Consider the following 19511-nt stretch of genomic DNA (forward strand, 5'->3'; position numbering starts at 1 on the left):
CCAATTTCCCGCTGTTGTTTAGGGCTAGGCAATGTAATTTCAAAGTGCTTCAAGATTGCATCAAGATTAGCTTTCATCTGTTTTTCAACATAACCTACAAGGTTTGAATCTCCCAAATAATTTTTGATACTACCATCCGGGTGAATCTGTATTGAGCGTGGTTCATTTTTATTATTATGGCCATTAACAATATATATCTCCCCTCTTTTTTCAACGCTCGTTACCCTATTACCTTCGCCCATATCAAATGGATCCATACATTCCTTCCTTTATATCTGAGTTAAGTTCGGTCAGTGCTGATTTTTTTTAATCCATTAACGACATTATTGTTTTCATTGATAGAATCTAATTTAAAAAATATCTTATGATTAATCATAGTAAACAAATAGGTGTTGTTCAAATCTACCGAACAACTACAAATTGCCAGATTTACTGTTTTGTCTCAAAATAACATAGTGAATATGTTGTAATACTTTTTTGTTCTAACAACTCTCTACACGAAAGGGAACATTTGCAAATTATGAACAATAACATTGAATTAATTATATTGCATCGCAATAATACCCTGGAGATAGTTGAGTCTTTAATAAAAGAAGCCAGTGCTTTAAATATTAACAGTATTTGTATGGATACTGAGATAAAAAAAGATAGCATCGAATTACAAAACAACTTTTATCTCTTTTATAGTGTTCTAAACCGAACGGAAACCGAGTCGTTTATTTCACTTCTGTCTGAAAAGTGTCGGCTAATCCATTACACTTTGGGTAAAGATGCTATACTTGGTGAATCAAGCATATTAAAAGATTATCAAATACCTTATGTAAGCATTAAATCCAACGATAATACCCAACTCTTAAAAAAAATAAACGAGATTGGTGGTTTTCCTGTTTTATTCAGCTCGAATCAATTCTCTAACTCCCTTGGAAAGTACTATGTAGAAAATGAGAGTATTTTTTTGCACGTCATAGATACAATAAGAAACAAAGACGAATTTGACTTCATTCTAAAATACATAGAACATGATTTTCATATTAGAGTCTATATAGTTAATTACCAATATAATAGTGCGGTAATATACCACAAAGATAAAAATGATTATTCTACAAACAGATTGGATCGTGCCAAAAGACATAAAATGTCTTTTTGTGAAAATATTTCACCTCATATTAAGCAGATCGCAATTAATTATGCCAGGTATCTCCATGTTGAAACTGCAGGTATTGATATCCTGGTATCCAGAAACAATGAATACTTTATTTTAGAAGCAAATAATCCCATGATGTATAATGCTGTTCCAGAATCTCTCCCTATCGTATCCAGAGGGATAATTCAAGGATTATTAAATAAATATGAAGCAAGTTTATCTAATGAATCATCTTTAGATAACTCTATACCGTTAGCGTTATCCAATAAATTCATTACTAATAAAAAAGACTATTTAGATGTTTTGTTTACTTGTAGACGATTAAACATTTCGATTGAATCAGAAGAAAAAATTCTTGAAGGCAAGAAAGTCATTATTTTAAATTCCAAACATTGCCCCAAGTACTTTGACTTTAGTAATCAGATCTTAGGGTATAACTCATTTATCATTGGCCCGATATGTCAGCGTAAGAATAAACTCCTTCAAGAACACAACATATATGAATGGCAACAATATAATATCGATATTAAAAGTCCTGACATATTAAAACCAAGCGATTTAGAAAAAAACTGCTTATTTCCTGCTATATTTAAAGTGGAAACCAACACTGGCGGTGTTGATTATCTGAAAATAGATACTGCTAAACAATGCTTAGCTATCATTACAATGTATCAAGGCGTCAAATACAATTGTAGTATATATCCTTATATCTATATTGATGTTAAGAGAAAAGCCTTATTAGTCGGTGGAGAGGTTATTGCAATTATTGAGTATGTTCAAAACGATGACAATCAAAACACCCTATTTAATTCTGGTAATACCATTAGCCTGGATTTTGATAAAGTTTCTGAACAAGAACTTTCTGCTTTTAAAACTATTTCTGATTTATTTCTTTTTCAAGGCGGCTGGACATTAGAATATGCTATCGATATCCAGTCTAATTTCTATATAATATCGTATGATAATGGATATGAACTCGATAATTTCAGAAGCTCTACTTCTGATTTATTAATTCCCAAAATCATTAATAAACTTTTTATGGCTTATAAGGCACAGAAATTAACAAGTAGCCTATACAAAAGTATTCTTGCATTAGAAAATATATCTCAAAAATTTTATTTATTATATGCTTATAAAAAAAGCATGCTCATTGAGCCAGTAAGCAATTCTCTAGATGATGCAGAAATATCTTTTAACGGTATAACACACAAGATACCAAACTGCCTTATTAGTCCAAATGTATTTTCCCAAAATAATCAAATCACCGCAAATAATCAATTAAGCCTATATGATAATTTATCAGACGCAATTAAGGAGAGTTTAATACCAACAGTTGTGATAGATGATAAAACAACTATCAATAAATCTACACTTCAACAAAAAATACAGGGATTAAATTACCCACTTACAGTTAGGCCATATCAGGGAAGTCAGTTCGAAATCATTTATTCAAACATTAACTCTATCGAAGAACTTATCGATAAAATCCATTTGTTAAATAAAGAATGTCACCAGATATTAATTCAAGAAATGTGCGAAGGCCTTGAATATAGAGTTCTTATAGTCGACAGTAAAGTTGTTGCCGTTGCTAAAAAACAACCCGCAACTTTAATTGGGAATGGCCAATCTTCCATTTCAATGTTAATGGATAATTTTAATCAATTTTATGCAAATTATAAAAACGTCTTACTTGATGATGCAGAAAATAATTTTTATATCAATTTTGATGATAAACATAATAATTTTTTCCACAAACCACAAATAATTACAGATAAGCCTCTTATAGAACTACTTAAAAAATCAGGCTACAAATTGGAATCTGTTTTAGATGATAATGAAAAATTGGTACTCCCTTTTTCAGATTTTTATGGTGCAATATGGATAGATCAAACAGATGTTTTTCCAAAAAAAATCGAAGAAAATCTGATTAAAATTAGTAATTATATTGGAATGAAAGTGAATAGTATCGATATTTTGGTGGCAGAAGATAATGATTTTAAAATTATTAAATTTGACTGTCACCCTTCTGCAATACTACACCATTTCATTACCTATGGCTCACCCCGGCCAGTTGTTCAAAAAATTCTCAACTCTTTGTTTAAAGTTCAAACAAAATAATCAATTTAGAATGTTACGAAAAATGCTATATCATCGTTACAACGGCTACGTATCAAGAATAAACTTTCAGTGACCGGAACATCAAGAGATGAATAAACTATAAACAATTAAAAACACAACCTGGACGCCAGTCACTACAAGTCCATTTTGTATCATGGCTTTGACATTTTCACTTCCAGCAAAACCCATTGCCGCGAACATATTGGCGCCAGGGTAAGCATAATTTGTGACGCGAGTTGCAAAGAGCATGCACAAAGCAAAAGTGATTAGGGGTAGCTGCATCTGTATGACAGAAGGAGTAAAGAGCTGATGAAGCATTTGGATGGTTGCTTCTGCAGCGCCTGGCATACCAAAAGCCCCGGTAAAACCAATCAAGATAGACAATACCGGTTTCCCTCCCAGGTTAATTAATGGTGTTAATAATTCAGTTAATGCATTAAATCCCCCTGCTTGATGGATTAGTGCCATAAAAGGATCAAATAAAATAAACAAAAAGAAGAGATGCAGGCTTTTTTGCATTCCTTCAAATAACAAGTTAAAAATTTGTTTCAAGCTTAATCGATAGGATAATCCTGTAACCAAAACAAGAAATAACATGACAAAGATCACATAAGAGGTTTTCGCTTGAGTAACCAAACCATAGACAACACAAAATAAAAAAGAAATCAGAAAAATTAGTGTAGTCCTTTTTTGTTGTCTATTGGGAGTAAAAGGTTCAGAGCTGTTCTCATCCTCACAAGGCTCATTGATGTATAATTTTTGTAATCGTGACGCCATAAACCAGGTGGTGATTAAAGTCACTACAGCAATTGGAAGAGAGGCGTAAAGAAACACTGTTCCATAACTTAATCCGGTAAGACCTAACAATGTCACCACTGGAGGAGCAAAAGGTCCAAGAATTAAAGCCTCTTCAGCTGAAGCTTGCATGAGGACTGCCAAACTGGGGCGTGACAAGCCTACTGAGCCAGCAATAGGGCGCAAACTGGGAGCCAGAATGGCTAAGCCTCCCGCTAATGTTCCAAGCAAACCTACAATAATAAAGGATGAAAGTACGATACCAATTTTAGCGCGTCGCTGAGTATTAATCCCAATTCCATAAACAATTTGGTGCACTAAAGTATGACTTACTTGCGTATGCGTTAAAATCTCGCCTAACCCTCGGCCTAACATGATGATAAAACCAACCAAAGCCATAAATGAACTTAAGGCATCAGCCATAGCATTCCCTATATCAATGGGGCTGCTTATATTCCACAAAAAGCCTAGCCCAACGCAAACTGCTGTTGCTATTAATGGATCAATGTTACGAAATAATAGTAAAACATAAAGAATAATAATGGATAAACTTGCCAGTTGAATGTAGAAAGCCATTAGCGGATCACTCCAATTCGATTCAATCCTTGCGCTATGCCTTCAATCCCTAAGCCTGGTTTATCTGCGAGAATAATTTTATTGCCGACACTTTGTGCCCCACCAAGAATATAGTTGTCGCGAATTAAAAAAATAGGATCGAGATCTGCATAAGAAATATCAGGCTTACTTAAAGCAAAGCTGGCAATCGCGGTGACTCCAATCGGAGATTCCAGCATACATCCAACCATTATCTGCATTTTTGCCGCCTGAGCAATGTGATAAATCGCTTGAGCCTTTTCAAGGCCTCCTGATTTCATCAACTTTATATTGACCCCATCACAAGCATTAATCATTGCAATATTCAATGCATCTTCTGGGGAAAAACACGCTTCGTCAGCGATAATCGAGCAATCAACCTGCTCGTTAATAGCCTTTAAATCAGGTAGATTTCGAGCACTAACTGGTTGTTCCACCAAAGGAATATTCAAATTCTCTTTTTTGAAAGCAGCGATGACCATTAATGCCTCTTCATAAGACCATCCCTGATTTGCATCGACCAGCAGAGTAACCTCATTGCCCACAGCCTGACGTATAGCCTGAACTCGTTTTATATCGTCAACTGGATTTAATCCTAATTTAATTTTCAGGGTTTTATGTCCTCGTTGAATTAAATCAACCGCATCACTCACCATCTCATCAACTTCTTTGACACTTATCGTAATACACGAATCGATGCAATTGGTATTTCCTCCCAACAATCTATAGAGAGGCAAACCACAACATTGGGCAAATAAATCGTGCAAAGCGATATCAATAGCAGCCTTGGCTGACGAGTTACCTCCTATAGCCTGATCAGTCATTTGCAGTAATAAATTGAATTCGGCAATATCACGTCCGATAAGATGTGGTCCCAAAGCATCTTTAATGGCAGTAATAATGGATTCCGTGCTGTCTCCGGTTATCGCTGGAGTTGATGCTGCAGAACCATAACCAATCCTTCCGCAATCCGTTTTTATTAATACCACTACATCCTCCACGCATTCTGTACGCCTCACTGCTGTAATAAACGGACGACTTAATGGAATAGCGAGTTGTGCGATATGGATTTCTTTAATATTCAAAGAAGCACCTGTTATTTATTGTTTGCAGGGTAATCCTAATGAAAGATATTAATGTAATAAGAGTAGATTTGGCAAAAAATGTTTTTAGATTATATCTTTCACATAATACTATTCAACTTAAAACCCTGATCCAATACATCCCTTCTCTATTCTTGAATTAACTCAATAAATTAATCAATTATTGCTGACAAGTACTAAAAATAAATACAGAAGAAATACTGTATTTAAAAAATATATCTTTTGCTATCATCCAATTTTTCTAAAATATAATCACCTATAACAAGATCGAGTTACTTTTGTTGTTCAAATTTAACTTGGAGACGCCCATGCTTTTTAAATTCAATAAATCCAGTGCTCACAAATCTGAACAAATTAGCAGGAATTACCACCGTTTGATGTTGCAATTAAAAACATGGGAAACAAATAACTCTAGCCTAAACTTAAATGAAGAATATTTTAGAACGTTGGATGTTGATATAACCGTCATTGAAAAATTCTATAAGGATTTTACCGACAATGTAATAGTCCCACTCGATCAACAACCCGCATCAGCTTTACCCGAGTTCATAACTCAGGAAGATATTTTCAAACTCTTAAGCTATAAAATATTTATGCCATTAGCTCAGATATTTGCAGAAAGAGAGAAATGGATGAGACGTATTGCGGGTACCGATGGAAAAAATGCTCATACCAGTGAAAGCTACAATAAATTCAAAAAAATCTTTTTAAACTCTCATCATAAATTTGTGATTAAAGAAAACTTATTCCATTTTGAACACGACACATTAAAATATCACCATGAGTGGCAAACTGCGAAGCGACAAATTGCCAAGGAAATAAAATCATTACGCACATTACAAGAAAATTGGAAAGAGAAAAAAAACAAGATTGACAGAAAAAAAGCTTCTGCCCTATTTGATTTTCTAGATAATTTTGAGAGTATTCCTAACCGATTACGCTCAAGAGAAGAGGAACGCTTCAAACAAAGTGAAGCCTACAAAAATGCGCTCTCCACAGACAAACTCAAAGCAATCGAACTCCTGAATCAACATCTTTTTGATTACAGTAATCCTCAGGAAGAATTGGCAGAAAGGTTGAAGCTTATCCAAACCCTGTATGACTGTAAAATTCTATTTGAACATAACCACAATCCAATAGGATGGTTGAAAAACCAATTCAACGTTGAAACTGAAGTTTATAAAAATTTGGCATCCCTGGAGCAATCATTAAAATCCGCGGAAAGTGCATTCAGTGCATATATGGAACATAAAATACCTAAAACTGCCATGATTTCCACTGAACCAAGAAAAGAATCAGAAAAAGATAGCATCCCTCTCACTGATAATGATAAATTAGCCAAGAGTGTTTCAGAAAATCAGAGCACAAGTGCTTCTAATCCAGAAATTCAACCTCAAACCAATCCTGTGCAAAATAAAAAAAACACCGGCAAAGTTTATCTGAAAGTACAAGAATATGAAGAAAACCTCCGTAGGCTTGGTTTGTTTACTCCTAAAACTCCTCCTTGCTCCGGGTCATTGAAAAAGCCCCTTACTAATGAAAATAGAATCGCGCTATAAAAGCAAGCAAACCGACTTTCATAGTCTTTGTGAAGGGACTCATAAATAGCTATTGAGATAGACCTAAAAAGTGAAAAATATCTGTGAACAAACGCTAAAACCCAGTCAAAGGTTAATTAAAGAACATGGTGGATATTTATTGCGTTCTTTGATACGATCATTGTCCTTTTAATCAATTACCGAAACAACCATGTTTGATTTAGCAAAACTGACTGAATTTAATCATGCTTTAGTATATGGATTTGAACCAGAATCGAGCCCCAGACGTTTGGCAGGCTCAGAAACATTTGAAGATGCTCTTTTTCCGGAGGCAGGCCAACATCAAGATATGTTAAATGCCTACCTTTATGCACAAGAAACTATTCTTCCACAAATTAAAAAAACAGGTTTATCTTATATTACCCCAGATATGTTAATTGAGTGGGTTAAAGCCATACACGGTTTTATCGGAAAATCGCTAATGCAAGCTTACGATAGGAAATCAGGTGAATATACTGATGAAATTATTTTCCGATGGCACTTGGGTGCTGAATTGGGAGTCCATTTTACTTTATATTTGTCTGATCTTCATGAGTGCAAGTCTCCACAACAACTTGCAAAATTTTTAAATAAACAATTTGATATGGATTATCAATCTGCTTTGGAATTTATTGCTCTGTTAGAGAAAATTGCCAAAGATGAAAAATATACTATTCATGAATCACTACAACCCTTTATCGATTATTCAAGTCCCGGGATAAAAGGAATTCTAGTACAAAATAAATTGGCAAGTGCATATAATCTCAACCAATTGAGTGAAACTGAGAAAATTACAGTCAATAAAATTGTAAAAATTTGTATGTTTCCTCCTCTGATTCCTGAAGCCATGAATCGATGGGCGCGAGAAACAGTGGGACAATTACATACTTGTGATTCCAGGGATTTGAAAAATGTTTCTGAATTCCTGGCAACTACTTTTTATAAACTTACAGAAGTTCACCCTTTTGCCAATGCCAATGGAAGAACGGCGACCTGTTTAATTAATACTTTCCTTCGCGCATTTGGCTATCCTAGCATTGTGCTTCGTCATCCAGGAGAAAGAGAAAATAGAGACAGTCGATATCAAAAAGCATTCGCTGAAATTGATTCCTCTCTACTTCCGTTAATTGATCTTATTTATACTCGTGTAAATGAAGCTCGAGAAAAAGCTTTTGAAAATGAAAAACTAAAAAAACTGATCGTACTGCGAGTTGCTTTAAGTGACTTGTTACAAGAAACGAGGGCAAAACATCCTCAGTTTAATCTAATCGCCTTCCAGAAACAGGTGTTTTCTTCTCCTGAGACCTTGTTTGCAATGCAAATGGCTGATGAGACTGAAGCATCCATATTTGTCCTGTCAATGAGTATCAATAAATTATCTCAAATAGCAAAAGAATTAGACCTGTCAAAACAAAAGAAACCAACATTGTTTTCAACAGCCATGTTGGATGGCTCACAAATAAATGCTGTCGTAGAAAGTCTGGAAAAAATATCTGGCCTGACAGGCTGGAAACAGAACGCAAAAAAGGGTTTGGTCACTTGGCTAGAACTTTCCAATATGGAAAAAGCCAAAGAAATTGCTTCTGAACTGGAAGCGCTCAAAGTAGCAAAAGTCACCGTGGCACGACGAGCTGACAATAAAATTCCAGTAATTAAATGCGAAGAAATTGACTTCGAAAAACTTCTTAATGCTGCTCTACAGAAAGATGGTAAAACATCAGCAAAGAATACGGAGTTTATTGCGACGTTTTGACAAAAAACAAGCCCGAATTAAAAAAGTGGCAAGATAAATAATTTGTTTCAGTTCAAGCTTGATCTGGCCAATGACTGTTTTTTTTATAAAACGGCGGCCGGGTCTTGTTAAGCCAAAGCATAGAAAATACAAACCACTATTTTTTTATAGCAACCAAAAAATGGCATCTATCCATTTTTATAGAAATAGAACTTAAATGAACTTTCTTTTATTACGTTTATGAACTTATGCTAGTTTCTAATATAATTCTCAAAGCGGCATTAAGTCATTTCGAAGACAGAAATAATTTAATCAAACAACTGGATTTGTCCTCTGATAACGATAAAAATTCGTTTTACAAATTAGTATTGGCGTTTTGGTTAGGCTCAAATATAACTCGCGATAAAATTATCAAACACCCTTTGTACATAAATTGTGAAGCTTTTATTGATTTGGGATACTCGTGCATTTTAGTTTTGGATAAGCAAATGAGCTTGTTAAAGAAAAACTCACTTGCTTATACTATTCTGCAAAGAGCTTTATTTGAAATAATAAGGCATTATAACGACAACTATCTGTTACTAACCCAGAATCCCCAGACACTTTTTTCTTTCTTTGTCCATATTATTGAAAAAATTGACACAAAGGTATGTGAAAATATTTCTCACCAAAAAATCCTTAAAATGACTCAAGATGGGTGTCTGGCTGAATTATCACGCTCTCCGAATAGCCCACCGCATGGATTGCTGGCAACACAAGTATCTAATGATGTTACCAGTTTAATGAAGGTTAATCCATTCAATATGGGTGTCGCTATCAACAAGCTGATTACGGAAAATTTTAGCAAGGAACTTTTTTTCGCGCGCCATATAAAGCCAACAACCGACAAGCATATTACTCATAAATTATTAATACCCGCCTGGGATGGTATTGTACTTGAAGGGCTTTCGGTCAAGGGAAGAAAAAAGACTACCAATACCGTTGTTTTAGCATTAATTGGACATTTTCAAACAGAACATCATTATCTCAATGCCAGCTTTCATGAGTTTCAGGAGCTTTTTGGTACTGAATTAGTCCTTATAAATCATAGAAATTATTCCAATCGATCCAATAAATTTGCAAACAGTGCTGAGGAGATAGCCAAGGATGTGATTGCTTTCGTAAACCATTTCAGACAAAAAAACAAAAAAATCGTGCTGTATGGAATGTGTGGTGGAGCTGCGCATATGGTTTTAGCAGCCCATATGATGTCAAATCAAAAAATTCCATTTAAATTAATTGTGGACAGGTTCTCTCAAAAATACATCAATTTCGTAGATTTTAAGACGCTCTCCAGAGCAAGAGATTTTTCAATTTCAAACGGTCAAGATTGCTTGAGATTGCTTCCAGGTTACCAATATTGTCCCAGTTTAATGCCTTACTTACTTATTCTTTTATTTCTATTGTTGTTTATTTTAGCTAAAACAGCTCTGGTTATAACAAAAACAAATATTGATTTCGCAAAACTTGTGCGGAGGATTCCTGAAGAAGACCTCCTGATTTTACAAGCCAAGGGAGAAAAAATAGCAGCCTTAAAAAAACCATTCTTTACAGACATCGTTGTACATCCTGAAAATGATATGCGGGCTGCCGTAAAAGACAAAAGAAAATATAGAAAAACCATCTTGAAAAATTTATGTGATCATTGTTTGCATGCTGCTGGTCAGGCTGTTTTTTCAACAGAAATGCAAAAAATTTTTCTTCAATTATTCCAGTGCTTTGATCAATGCCTTCAATTGATAAGTAATGAGAAATTAATGGAAGATAGTATAACTAATCACCCTGTAGATTTGCACAGTAAAAAACTTTACACCCTTACAACCAGAAATAAGTTACCTATCAGTCAGTTCATTAGAGGTTTTTTTAAACAATCACCAAAAATGCATGATCATTTGCTTGATTCAATCAAACCATACTCTAGTCACCTTATAGTTGATGCCTTAAAACAAATTTATGGAAACCACCCATCAATACATTCTAATTTATTGCAATTTTCTAATCATTTGGCTTTGCTTTTAAATGATATGAAAACCAATCAGTTTTTTATTTCTTATATGGCCGATCGTTTATCTGCTACTCAATTAGCTGATTTAAATGAACCTATAAACACGCTATTAACAAGTGAATTATTTAAATTAATTAACATGAGCTCGATCGGGCTAAACTGCCAAAATGTCATAAGTAATCATAGAGTGTCTATTTAGTTTATGCATTGGGACCAGTTAATTGGCTATCACTGCTACTGAATATTCTGGCAAGAGAAAAAGCACCTAATAAACTTGCTCATCAATATCCAAGGCTTGTTCCAAATATAAATCCAGATAAAAATCAAACCTCATATGTTACCACTCTATAATCAATATTTATTAAAAATAAACTATACTTAAAAAATTAATTGGTGCGTGGGGGCAATATGTTCTTCTCTAAAGATGAAAAAAATCCAATAAAAAGAGCTCTTCAAGGTGAATTATTACAAGATGAGCCCTTTATACAACTATGTACAAAAATAGAAAACTACTTGATGGATACCGAAGCTGTAAACGAGCAGCTTATTGAATTAAACGAACAACTGACAATGAGGTTAAAGGAAAAAGGACTCAAACCCGGAGAAAAAGGAGCAACAAAGCAGTTAAGAACACTCATACAGGAAATACTAACCGAGGCTGGCTTTAGAGAGGGAATGTTACAAACAATAGGGAATAAGCCATTAAAAAAAGAAGACTTCATGTTTTTAGTATCATCAGGATTTATGTTAAAAGACAGCAGTCTAAGAGCATCATCCCATGGTGAGCTGACCCATGCAATTCAATGGTGTTTAATCATATTGAAACAAAAGAAAGACAGCAGTTTTCTTGAAAACATACCTACTAGTGAGATTTGTGACCGAATTTATAAAAAACTAGGGCACCAAGATTCTTCGAATCCTAATTATCCTTTTACTTGTTGGGATGTACTTATCGATAAATTAGGAGAAATAGACTCCAGATCCCCGGAATGGCTTTCCGATCATATTCAAAACGACGAGGATCAAATTTTTCCTGTGTTAAGAGAGGTAATAAAAAACAGAACTGAAAAAGGAAAAACAGAAGAAAACAAGGGAAAATTACAAAAAAAACTGGAAAATCCGCCAGAACATTATGAAAAACACGAGGAAATTGAAAATATTCTCATGCCAAAACCCAAATAAATTTGAACTACTACAGACCAACTAATCCATTTGAATTCAGTATGGTTTTTCCCCATACTCATCAGGAACAACATATTCTTTAAGTATCAAATCATCGTATCTTTCGACTAACTTACCCAGGCGAGAACTGGTAAGCGCTGCATAATCAATCGCATTAAGCAGTTCCGCCCCATCCTTTTCCTGCAGTAAACTAATAAGCTTCTCTACGGCAGTAATTTTCTGTTCAACAGAAAACCCTTTTGTTATCTCTATGTGGCGTGTTTTAAAATGCTTGCTGAGAATATTTTCCTCAGAATCATGGCTATCTGCATTCTCTTTCACTTTCAAAGCCTGCCTTGCTTCTTCTTTTTTTGTAATAATGTAATCTTTCAACTCATGAATAAATTGTTCCTTGCGTAAATTACGATGGAGTCCGGTTTCCTCTGTTACTTCATCACTATACTCTTCTTCATCCTCAGAGTATGCCTCTCCCTTACTTACTGCGTGCCCAGATTCCTTTGAAAGTGAGGGCTCTATAGTTATCGAATCAGTATCAAAGGCTTTTTGTGCAGCTTTTCTTTTTTTAGTCAGCCAAGTTTTATCACACTTACTGACCACTTCGATTCCCATGATCGGTTTTTTATCCTTATCATTTGCTGCTTTTGAGCTTTCATCACCAACCTTTAAGGTAAATAGTAAGTTGTAATCATCCACTTCAACACCTTCCATGTAATCACGCAGTGCCTCTTGCAACGCACCAGGACCAGCAGCAATGGTTTGATGCTTTCTAAAATCCCCTGCTCCCTCCAATTGATAAGGACTGCGTTTAGCATCCATCAGATTGCCATATGGACCAAATCTTTTTTTAAAAGATTCTTGGGGCAAAGGAGATGCGTCATACTCTTCATGACGTTGCATGGCATTCAGGATTGCATCCTCCATCACCTCATGCTCAGGAATTGCAGCAATAATATCATTGTTGACATCCCCTAAAGTATTGACATGATAGGTAGTTGGTCCTCCACGTGGATCCCGCCATGAGCCTGTATACAAATCCACATGGGCTTTTATACCAAAAGCAACTTCATCCGCTACAAATTGTGAGTTTTCATCCAAATAAAAAACGATATCGGTATCGAAGTAATAACCGCCTTCTTGTCTTAAGATTTCGAAACGAAAAAAATCTGCGGCTGCTGCTAGATTTTTGAAACCAACTCGTTCTCTATTGACATATTCCCAAAATTTTTTGTACCTGTCTCCTTTGTAAAAGGGATCATTTCTCATCCCTTCTTCCAACTCATGAACATTCCTTATTCTTAAGTTAGGTATGTCTATCCCTTCCTGGGTTGATGTTTTAATGTAATTCATTTCGTTATCAACCCATAAATTAACCTCAAAATCGCTTTTTAGTGCCACTGCAGCAACATCCATAATGGTACGTAAATATTGAGCACGAATAGGGCCGCCAACCCAAACAAAATGTATTTTGGATGGCAGTCTACTTAGCTCATATTCATTTTCAGAATCGTCTTCATTTTCAGAATCACTTTCATATTCAGAATCGTTCATGGAACTCCCCCAAAACAACTCAATATTGTTTAATTATAGGACACAAATACCTATCCCATGCAGACGAAATCCTGAGTTTCATTTAAAAACCATTTTCATGCGACACAATACTGTTATACTCGTCTTAACCATTCTATGGAGAGTTTCATATGAAAAAAATTATTTGTTTACTCAGTAGCTTATTGTTAACAGCAGGTATCATGTCAGCACATGCGGAAACTGCAATAATCAAAACCTCCGCAGGCAACATAACGTGCGAATTATTTACAAAGGAAGCGCCTAATACCGTTGCAAATTTTGTAGGTCTGGCCACTGGGACAAAAGAATTTAAAGATGTAAAGACTGGCGAAATGGTTAAGCGCCCGTTTTACAATGGCTTAACCTTTCATCGTGTGATTGCCGGCTTTATGATTCAAGGCGGCGACCCGCTCGGAAATGGGACCGGCGGCCCAGGCTATACGTTTGATAATGAAAACACTAATGCCAGTTTTAACAAACCAGGCGTACTTGCCATGGCCAATGCTGGACCCAATACCAATGGCAGTCAATTTTTTATTACCGTTGCACCAACACCTGAATTACAAGGTAGCTACAATGTTTTTGGCCAAGTCATTTCAGGGCAAGAGGTTGTTGATAAGATTAGCAAGATGCCTACTGATCCACAAGATAAACCCATTACGCCTGTAGTCATTGAAAACATTATCATTCAAAAGTAAATTTGGAGCCAGTTCTAGTGGTCATCTGTGTTGTAAGAAAGCGCTTCTGCATTGTAATATATCTAAAAAAGAAGTCTAAACTGATACAGTTTAACGAACTGGCCTCATCTACAGAACCTACATTGACAAGGCATTTTCATTATTCTCTTCGATTTTAGCATTTCCTTCATTAATATTTTGATTTAATTGCATAGAGACAGGAATGTAATGCATTAGTTTCATTGGCTTGACTTATTTCATTCTCTTTATCAGCTTCCTTAGACAATTTAAAAAACGCACTATCAAAATACGTACTTGTAGAACTACTAGCTAATAAGGAGAATGATTGTGTTGTTGATCGTCTAATGCTGCCATCAGATTATTCTGATACGCTCCAATCAGACTTGATAAACGCTGCATCTCTTCTTGCCCTGCTTTTTGTGATATAGAACCATCTTGCAACTGGCGCTCTGTTAATTCACGTTGCGCATTTAAATTTTGAATTACTTTCTGTAAGTCTTGCGGTGTTACGTGAGGATTTGATCTTTTAAAAAACATAATGCTCTCTATTATGGATTGATGTACATATATTACCTCTCGTCTTTTTCAAGATCAATCTGGATTTAATTATCACCAGCAACCAGGTAGCCTTTCTGATATATCTATTCCCCAATCGTAAACAGCTTTGCCAAAAAAACCTTTTTCAAAAACATCAAATCATTAAGTCTAATTTACAAGATGATGGCCTAAGATATCGAGCTGAGAAATCAATACAACAATGATCCGGCTAAGTTAGTGAGTGAATGAGCAGTTCATAATTGCCCTCCTCTCTTTTAGATAACTAAGTGCTACTTTAATTTCACAGGACTTACGAAATACCCCAATCTCTTTGTTAAAAAAAGTTCTTAATTCGGTCATTTAGTTTATCTAAACTCTCTCATTAAAAACATTTTTTGCCTCGACCTTGGAGTTTTTCGTAAGTCCTGTTTCATATAAAAACTTAAAAACACTTGACTATCTATCTATTAGTAGGTAAAATTCATGGTTATGAATATAAGTAATACGAAAGAACGGATATTAGAAGTCGCAGAAGCATTGATCCAAAAGGACGGATATAATGCCTTTAGCTTTAAAGACATTGCAACTGCCATCCATATTAAAACAGCCAGCATCCATTATCATTTTCCTTCAAAAGAAGATCTTGGTGTTGCCGTTATATCCTGGCATGCGGAGAAAATTGCTGCTGTGTTATCTGATATAAGCAATAATTCGTCATTATCAGCCAAAGAAAAAATTCAAAAATTCTTTGATGTCATTTTAACACTCACCTACAACGCTGAAAACAAAATGTGCCTAGGCGGTATGTTCGCCTCTGATTTTCAATCATTACCCATTTCAATTCAAAATCAGGCAAAAAAATTTTTTGAGCTTATTATCGAATGGCTTAAAGGGGTTCTTGAATCAAATGGTTATGATAATGAATCCTCATTATCTGTTGCAAAACAAATTATTTCATTGATTGAAGGCGGGTTATTATTAGCAAGATTATATGGAGATGAAATGTTCCTGGAAGGAGTTCGGCATTTTATTGATCAAACAATAAAGTGATTTTTTTTAACATCCATACCTATCTATCAGTAGGTAGTATTTTTGGAGAAACTTTATATGAGTAAAATCAAAGCAAAAATTATAGCTTTTACAACAGTAATGTTGTTTTTAACATCAATAAATATACATGCAAAAGGAGAAACACCTATGAAACAATATCACCAGACAAATGAAGCGACCATGATAACAATGAAAAGCAAATTACCAAATTCCTCTGAATTTGAAAAATTTTTGGAATCTGGCGGTAAGCTGGTAAAGCAAACTGAACCTGATACAAAAATATGGTTTGCCCTTAAGGGTAATGATAATTCTTTGATGATCTTTGATGCATTTTATGACTCTAAAGGAAGAGAAGCCCATTTTGCCGGTCAAGTTGCCAATGCACTTAAAAACAATTCTGAACAATTGGTTCTTGAAGGTTGGGAAAATGGCGTATTAAAAAATATTGTAAACAGCAAAGTGCTCGCCTCTAAATTACCTGCAAGATCAGTTCCAGTCACTCTTGCCAATTACATTGAATTCACTGCCAACGATGGAAAATCAGCACAACTTGCCGCTTTATTAAGTAATGCCGCTGAAATTGTTGATAAAACTGAGCCGCAAACAGCCTACTGGTTTGCTTTACAGCTTAATGACAACACCTTTGCAATTTTTGATGCGTTCTCTGATGAGTCTGGTCAAAAAGCTCATTTTTCAGGAAAAGTTGCACTGTCCTTAAAAAATCACTCAGAACTCTTGATTAAAAATGGATGGGAAAAAGGTGTTTTACCTAACATTCAAAACCTGAAAGTGATAACCAACATATGATCAATCAGGTATTTATTACTAGTTACACATATTGACCCATCTGGTAACTCCTGTGACTGGATCAGTAACCTTTGATACAGGACATGCTGTAAACATAGGTGCCATACCAGGTGCCGCCGACGCACAAACTGAAGGGCAAGGATGCTCCATATCATTCTGACTGGCACACATCTTATTGTCTGTCGGGTCACAGTTGCATTTGCATGCCGCCTGTATTTGAAAAGAACATAAAAAAATAATTAATATTAGGGCTGTTTTCATCTGGAAATCCTTTTCAATAAGGGAATGTAATTTAGCATTCAAGTAATGATATCAGGTTACCCATGTGTACAATTTTAGCACATTAATGAGACTGCAATAAAAATACTGCCTTTAAATCAGCCCCAGCCCTCATAAACCACACAGCATTAACTAAAAAATACTTCATTTTAAATCCAGTATGATCAAAATATTTCTACAAAGCAGATTGTAAAGAGCAATTCAGAATTTGAACAATTGGAAATACTGGCCTTCAAATTGAAACCAAATTGAAGACCAGTCTTTTTTTAGTTTATTGGTAGCCGTAATTTACTGTTTCACCTTCAACCTCAGGATAAAACGGGGAGTCCTCATGTAGAGGGGCTGAAGGTAAATAGAACACATTACCAGTCGTGTTACCAAAGAAATTACTGCTTCCTCCATAATTGCTGGTAACATTTTGCGCTTTATTCAACAGCAGGTTCATTGCGTGCTGCTGATCCTGTAATTTTTGCTCAAGCGCATACAGCTCTTTCTCTGATTGTTCTATTTTAGCGTTCAGGCTTGGAATTGTAGATAAACTTAATTCATTAGCCTTTTTCCATTGCTTCATTAGTATTAATTCATTTTTCTCAATCTTTTGATTGTTTTGTTCCATATACACTTCACTAAAGAATTTCTGGAATTGAGAGACTACAGCAATAACAAAAGCAACCACACCAAGCGCAGCAAGAGCACCAGGAATCGCAAAAAACATAGGACTAATGATGAATGTATTCAATATTCCGGTACTTATTAAACTGCCTCCAATACTGAAAAGAGATGCGTAGAATGCATTCGTTCTCCAGCTGGCAGCTGATTCAATATATTGTTGTAACTGCGTATTTTCTTCGGTAAGAGCCTTGTTTTGCTTCACCAAATGGGGATCTGACGTCAGATACCGTTCCAATTGCCTGGTGTATCCTATAAGGCTTTTTTGCAATGAATGAAGATTATGCCGCTCTTTATCGATTGAGCTAGAAATGTCTTTCTCTTTTTCCGCCATTTCTTCCATGTTTTTCATCATGGCTAAAATCATCTTTAATGCATTATTCTCATTGAACGTAATTTGAGGCCCTTTTTCCGATTCTTGAAGAACCTGCTCCAATTGAGTTAAATAGATTTTATAACTTATTTCTGTCGCTTCGCCCATTAACTGATTTCGTCGCTCATCTAGCTCTCTAACCTGAGTTTCAATCTGAGATTTCAGCGCTTCAAGATTCTTATGAGAAAGTTGCAATAAATGTGGATCATAGCTTGCTCTGGCATCTTCTCGAGCAAGACGCTCTTGATTTCTGATTTGACGCTGTTGTTCACTATTTGGCAAAACAACATCGATTTGATGTTTTACTTCACTATAACGCCCTTCAGCTTCTTTTTTCTCCTTATGAAGCCTATTTAAATGTTGCTCTTCTTTATTTTTTTCGGTTTCTTTTGAATTAATGAGATGCATTAGTTTTTGGCGCTCCTCAATTAATCTGTTTTCTTCTTGCAACAATCTATCCCGAGTATGCTGATCCTGAGGTGGTGAAAGATCTGGATAAATTCGCGTGGTAGTTGGAGGATTAGTATAAACATTACCATCAGAGTATGGGTGGTTTAGCTGCTGGTCAAGCAATTGACGTTCATAACGAATTCTATCAATGCTTTGATTAATGTGGGTCATATTGACTTTAAGTTCATTAAATTGCCTGCTCACCTGATTGTATTGACGTTGTTGTTGATAGCATTTTGTATCCAGTTCCTTCAATGTATTTTCCAAGGCAAGCAGCTCGCTCTTGTAATTAATCATCAAAGAATTTTCATTGATTCCCTCTTGCTCATCACTTCTTGCTTCTTGTATGTCATGATTTCTTTGAGACTCACAAGCCAGTTGAGTTAAGTGATTTATTATTGCTTGTTTATCTTGAGTGCAATGCTCAGAAAGCAGAGAATTGATTGGATTGAGTACTCTTGATACAGGCTTTCTTTCCAGTAGGTATTGGCGAAGAATATGGTAATTTGATTCGCTAATGACTGCATTAGTTTGAGATTGAACTATATCATTGATAATGATTTCTGATAACGCCATGACTCGTGACTCCTCAGTAATTGTATTATTAACGAACTCGTATGTTGAAATATTCATATGAATCGATGCATGATGTAGAAGAAATTTACTTTCCCCTGAAAATACAGACCTCATTTCTTAGTTCTATTCAAAACAGTGTGATACCTCCTGTGTTTTGTTTTCGTGTTTAAATCGAGGGCATTATGGCAGACAAATGTTAAGGAATTGTTAAGAGATT

Annotated in this window: 15 protein-coding genes; 8 read left to right on the top strand and 7 right to left on the bottom strand. The window is 35.3% G+C overall.

Annotated features, from left to right (window positions below; all coding sequences use genetic code 11):
* A partial coding sequence (locus CC34_RS01000000116640; protein ID WP_032830490.1) for a hypothetical protein occupies positions 1 to 257 on the bottom strand: 257 nt, incomplete at its 3' end.
* A 263-nt stretch (positions 258 to 520) separates the two neighbouring features.
* Here CC34_RS01000000116640 and CC34_RS0114540 point away from each other — a divergent pair.
* Positions 521 to 3262 (top strand): hypothetical protein, encoded by a 2742-nt coding sequence (locus tag CC34_RS0114540; RefSeq protein ID WP_027229155.1) that lies wholly within the window; start codon positions 521 to 523, stop codon positions 3260 to 3262.
* An 81-nt stretch (positions 3263 to 3343) separates the two neighbouring features.
* Here the strand turns inward: CC34_RS0114540 and CC34_RS0114545 are convergent, their stop codons facing one another.
* Positions 3344 to 4633: a TRAP transporter large permease subunit gene (locus CC34_RS0114545; protein ID WP_027229156.1), complete on the bottom strand. Its 1290-nt coding sequence runs from the start codon at positions 4631 to 4633 to the stop codon at positions 3344 to 3346.
* The gene (locus tag CC34_RS0114550) at positions 4633 to 5736 is read right to left on the bottom strand and encodes a dipeptide epimerase (RefSeq protein WP_027229157.1); all 1104 of its coding nucleotides are present in this window, start codon (positions 5734 to 5736) and stop codon (positions 4633 to 4635) included. The genes CC34_RS0114545 and CC34_RS0114550 overlap by 1 nt, the downstream gene beginning before the upstream one ends.
* A gap of 326 nt (positions 5737 to 6062) precedes the next feature.
* Between CC34_RS0114550 and CC34_RS0114555 the strand changes: the two genes are divergently transcribed.
* The 4 genes from CC34_RS0114555 to lirA all read left to right on the top strand — a co-directional run bounded on the left by CC34_RS0114555 (position 6063) and on the right by lirA (position 12289).
* Positions 6063 to 7313, top strand: coding sequence for a hypothetical protein (locus tag CC34_RS0114555; RefSeq protein ID WP_028379650.1), 1251 nt, complete (start codon positions 6063 to 6065; stop codon positions 7311 to 7313).
* A 190-nt stretch (positions 7314 to 7503) separates the two neighbouring features.
* Entirely contained in the window at positions 7504 to 9084 is a 1581-nt protein-coding gene (locus CC34_RS0114560) for a Fic family protein (RefSeq protein WP_027229159.1), read from the top strand.
* Between the two features lie 227 nt (positions 9085 to 9311).
* Positions 9312 to 11306: an alpha/beta fold hydrolase gene (locus tag CC34_RS0114565; RefSeq protein ID WP_027229160.1), complete on the top strand. Its 1995-nt coding sequence runs from the start codon at positions 9312 to 9314 to the stop codon at positions 11304 to 11306.
* 209 nt (positions 11307 to 11515) lie between these two features.
* A complete protein-coding gene (lirA, locus tag CC34_RS0114570; protein ID WP_027229161.1) occupies positions 11516 to 12289 on the top strand; it encodes a Dot/Icm T4SS effector LirA in 774 nt (257 codons plus the stop codon).
* A 36-nt stretch (positions 12290 to 12325) separates the two neighbouring features.
* On the opposite strand, the gene CC34_RS0114575 is transcribed toward lirA, so the two are convergent.
* Positions 12326 to 13837, bottom strand: a complete 1512-nt coding sequence (locus CC34_RS0114575) for a TcdA/TcdB catalytic glycosyltransferase domain-containing protein (protein ID WP_027229162.1) — start codon at positions 13835 to 13837, stop codon at positions 12326 to 12328.
* A 149-nt stretch (positions 13838 to 13986) separates the two neighbouring features.
* Here CC34_RS0114575 and lirB point away from each other — a divergent pair, with 149 nt between their 5' ends.
* Positions 13987 to 14553 (top strand): type IV secretion system effector LirB, encoded by a 567-nt coding sequence (lirB, locus tag CC34_RS0114580; protein WP_027229163.1) that lies wholly within the window; start codon positions 13987 to 13989, stop codon positions 14551 to 14553.
* Between the two features lie 309 nt (positions 14554 to 14862).
* On the opposite strand, the gene CC34_RS0114590 is transcribed toward lirB, so the two are convergent.
* Positions 14863 to 15090, bottom strand: coding sequence for a hypothetical protein (locus CC34_RS0114590; RefSeq protein ID WP_027229164.1), 228 nt, complete (start codon positions 15088 to 15090; stop codon positions 14863 to 14865).
* Between the two features lie 489 nt (positions 15091 to 15579).
* Between CC34_RS0114590 and CC34_RS0114595 the strand changes: the two genes are divergently transcribed.
* Together CC34_RS0114595 and CC34_RS0114600 are read left to right on the top strand one after the other, a co-directional pair.
* Positions 15580 to 16140, top strand: a complete 561-nt coding sequence (locus tag CC34_RS0114595) for a TetR/AcrR family transcriptional regulator (RefSeq protein WP_028379651.1) — start codon at positions 15580 to 15582, stop codon at positions 16138 to 16140.
* Between the two features lie 57 nt (positions 16141 to 16197).
* Positions 16198 to 16947 (top strand): hypothetical protein, encoded by a 750-nt coding sequence (locus CC34_RS0114600; protein ID WP_027229166.1) that lies wholly within the window; start codon positions 16198 to 16200, stop codon positions 16945 to 16947.
* 18 nt (positions 16948 to 16965) lie between these two features.
* Here CC34_RS0114600 and CC34_RS0114605 read toward each other — a convergent pair whose 3' ends face one another.
* Both CC34_RS0114605 and pieE read right to left on the bottom strand, forming a co-directional pair.
* Positions 16966 to 17208 (bottom strand): hypothetical protein, encoded by a 243-nt coding sequence (locus tag CC34_RS0114605; protein ID WP_027229167.1) that lies wholly within the window; start codon positions 17206 to 17208, stop codon positions 16966 to 16968.
* A gap of 289 nt (positions 17209 to 17497) precedes the next feature.
* Positions 17498 to 19408, bottom strand: coding sequence for a Dot/Icm T4SS effector PieE (gene pieE, locus CC34_RS0114610; protein WP_080272402.1), 1911 nt, complete (start codon positions 19406 to 19408; stop codon positions 17498 to 17500).
* Positions 19409 to 19511 lie beyond the last annotated feature (103 nt).

Origin of the sequence: Legionella pneumophila subsp. fraseri, assembly GCF_000586315.1 — a bacterium.
Classification (GTDB): Bacteria; Pseudomonadota; Gammaproteobacteria; order Legionellales; family Legionellaceae; genus Legionella; species Legionella pneumophila_B.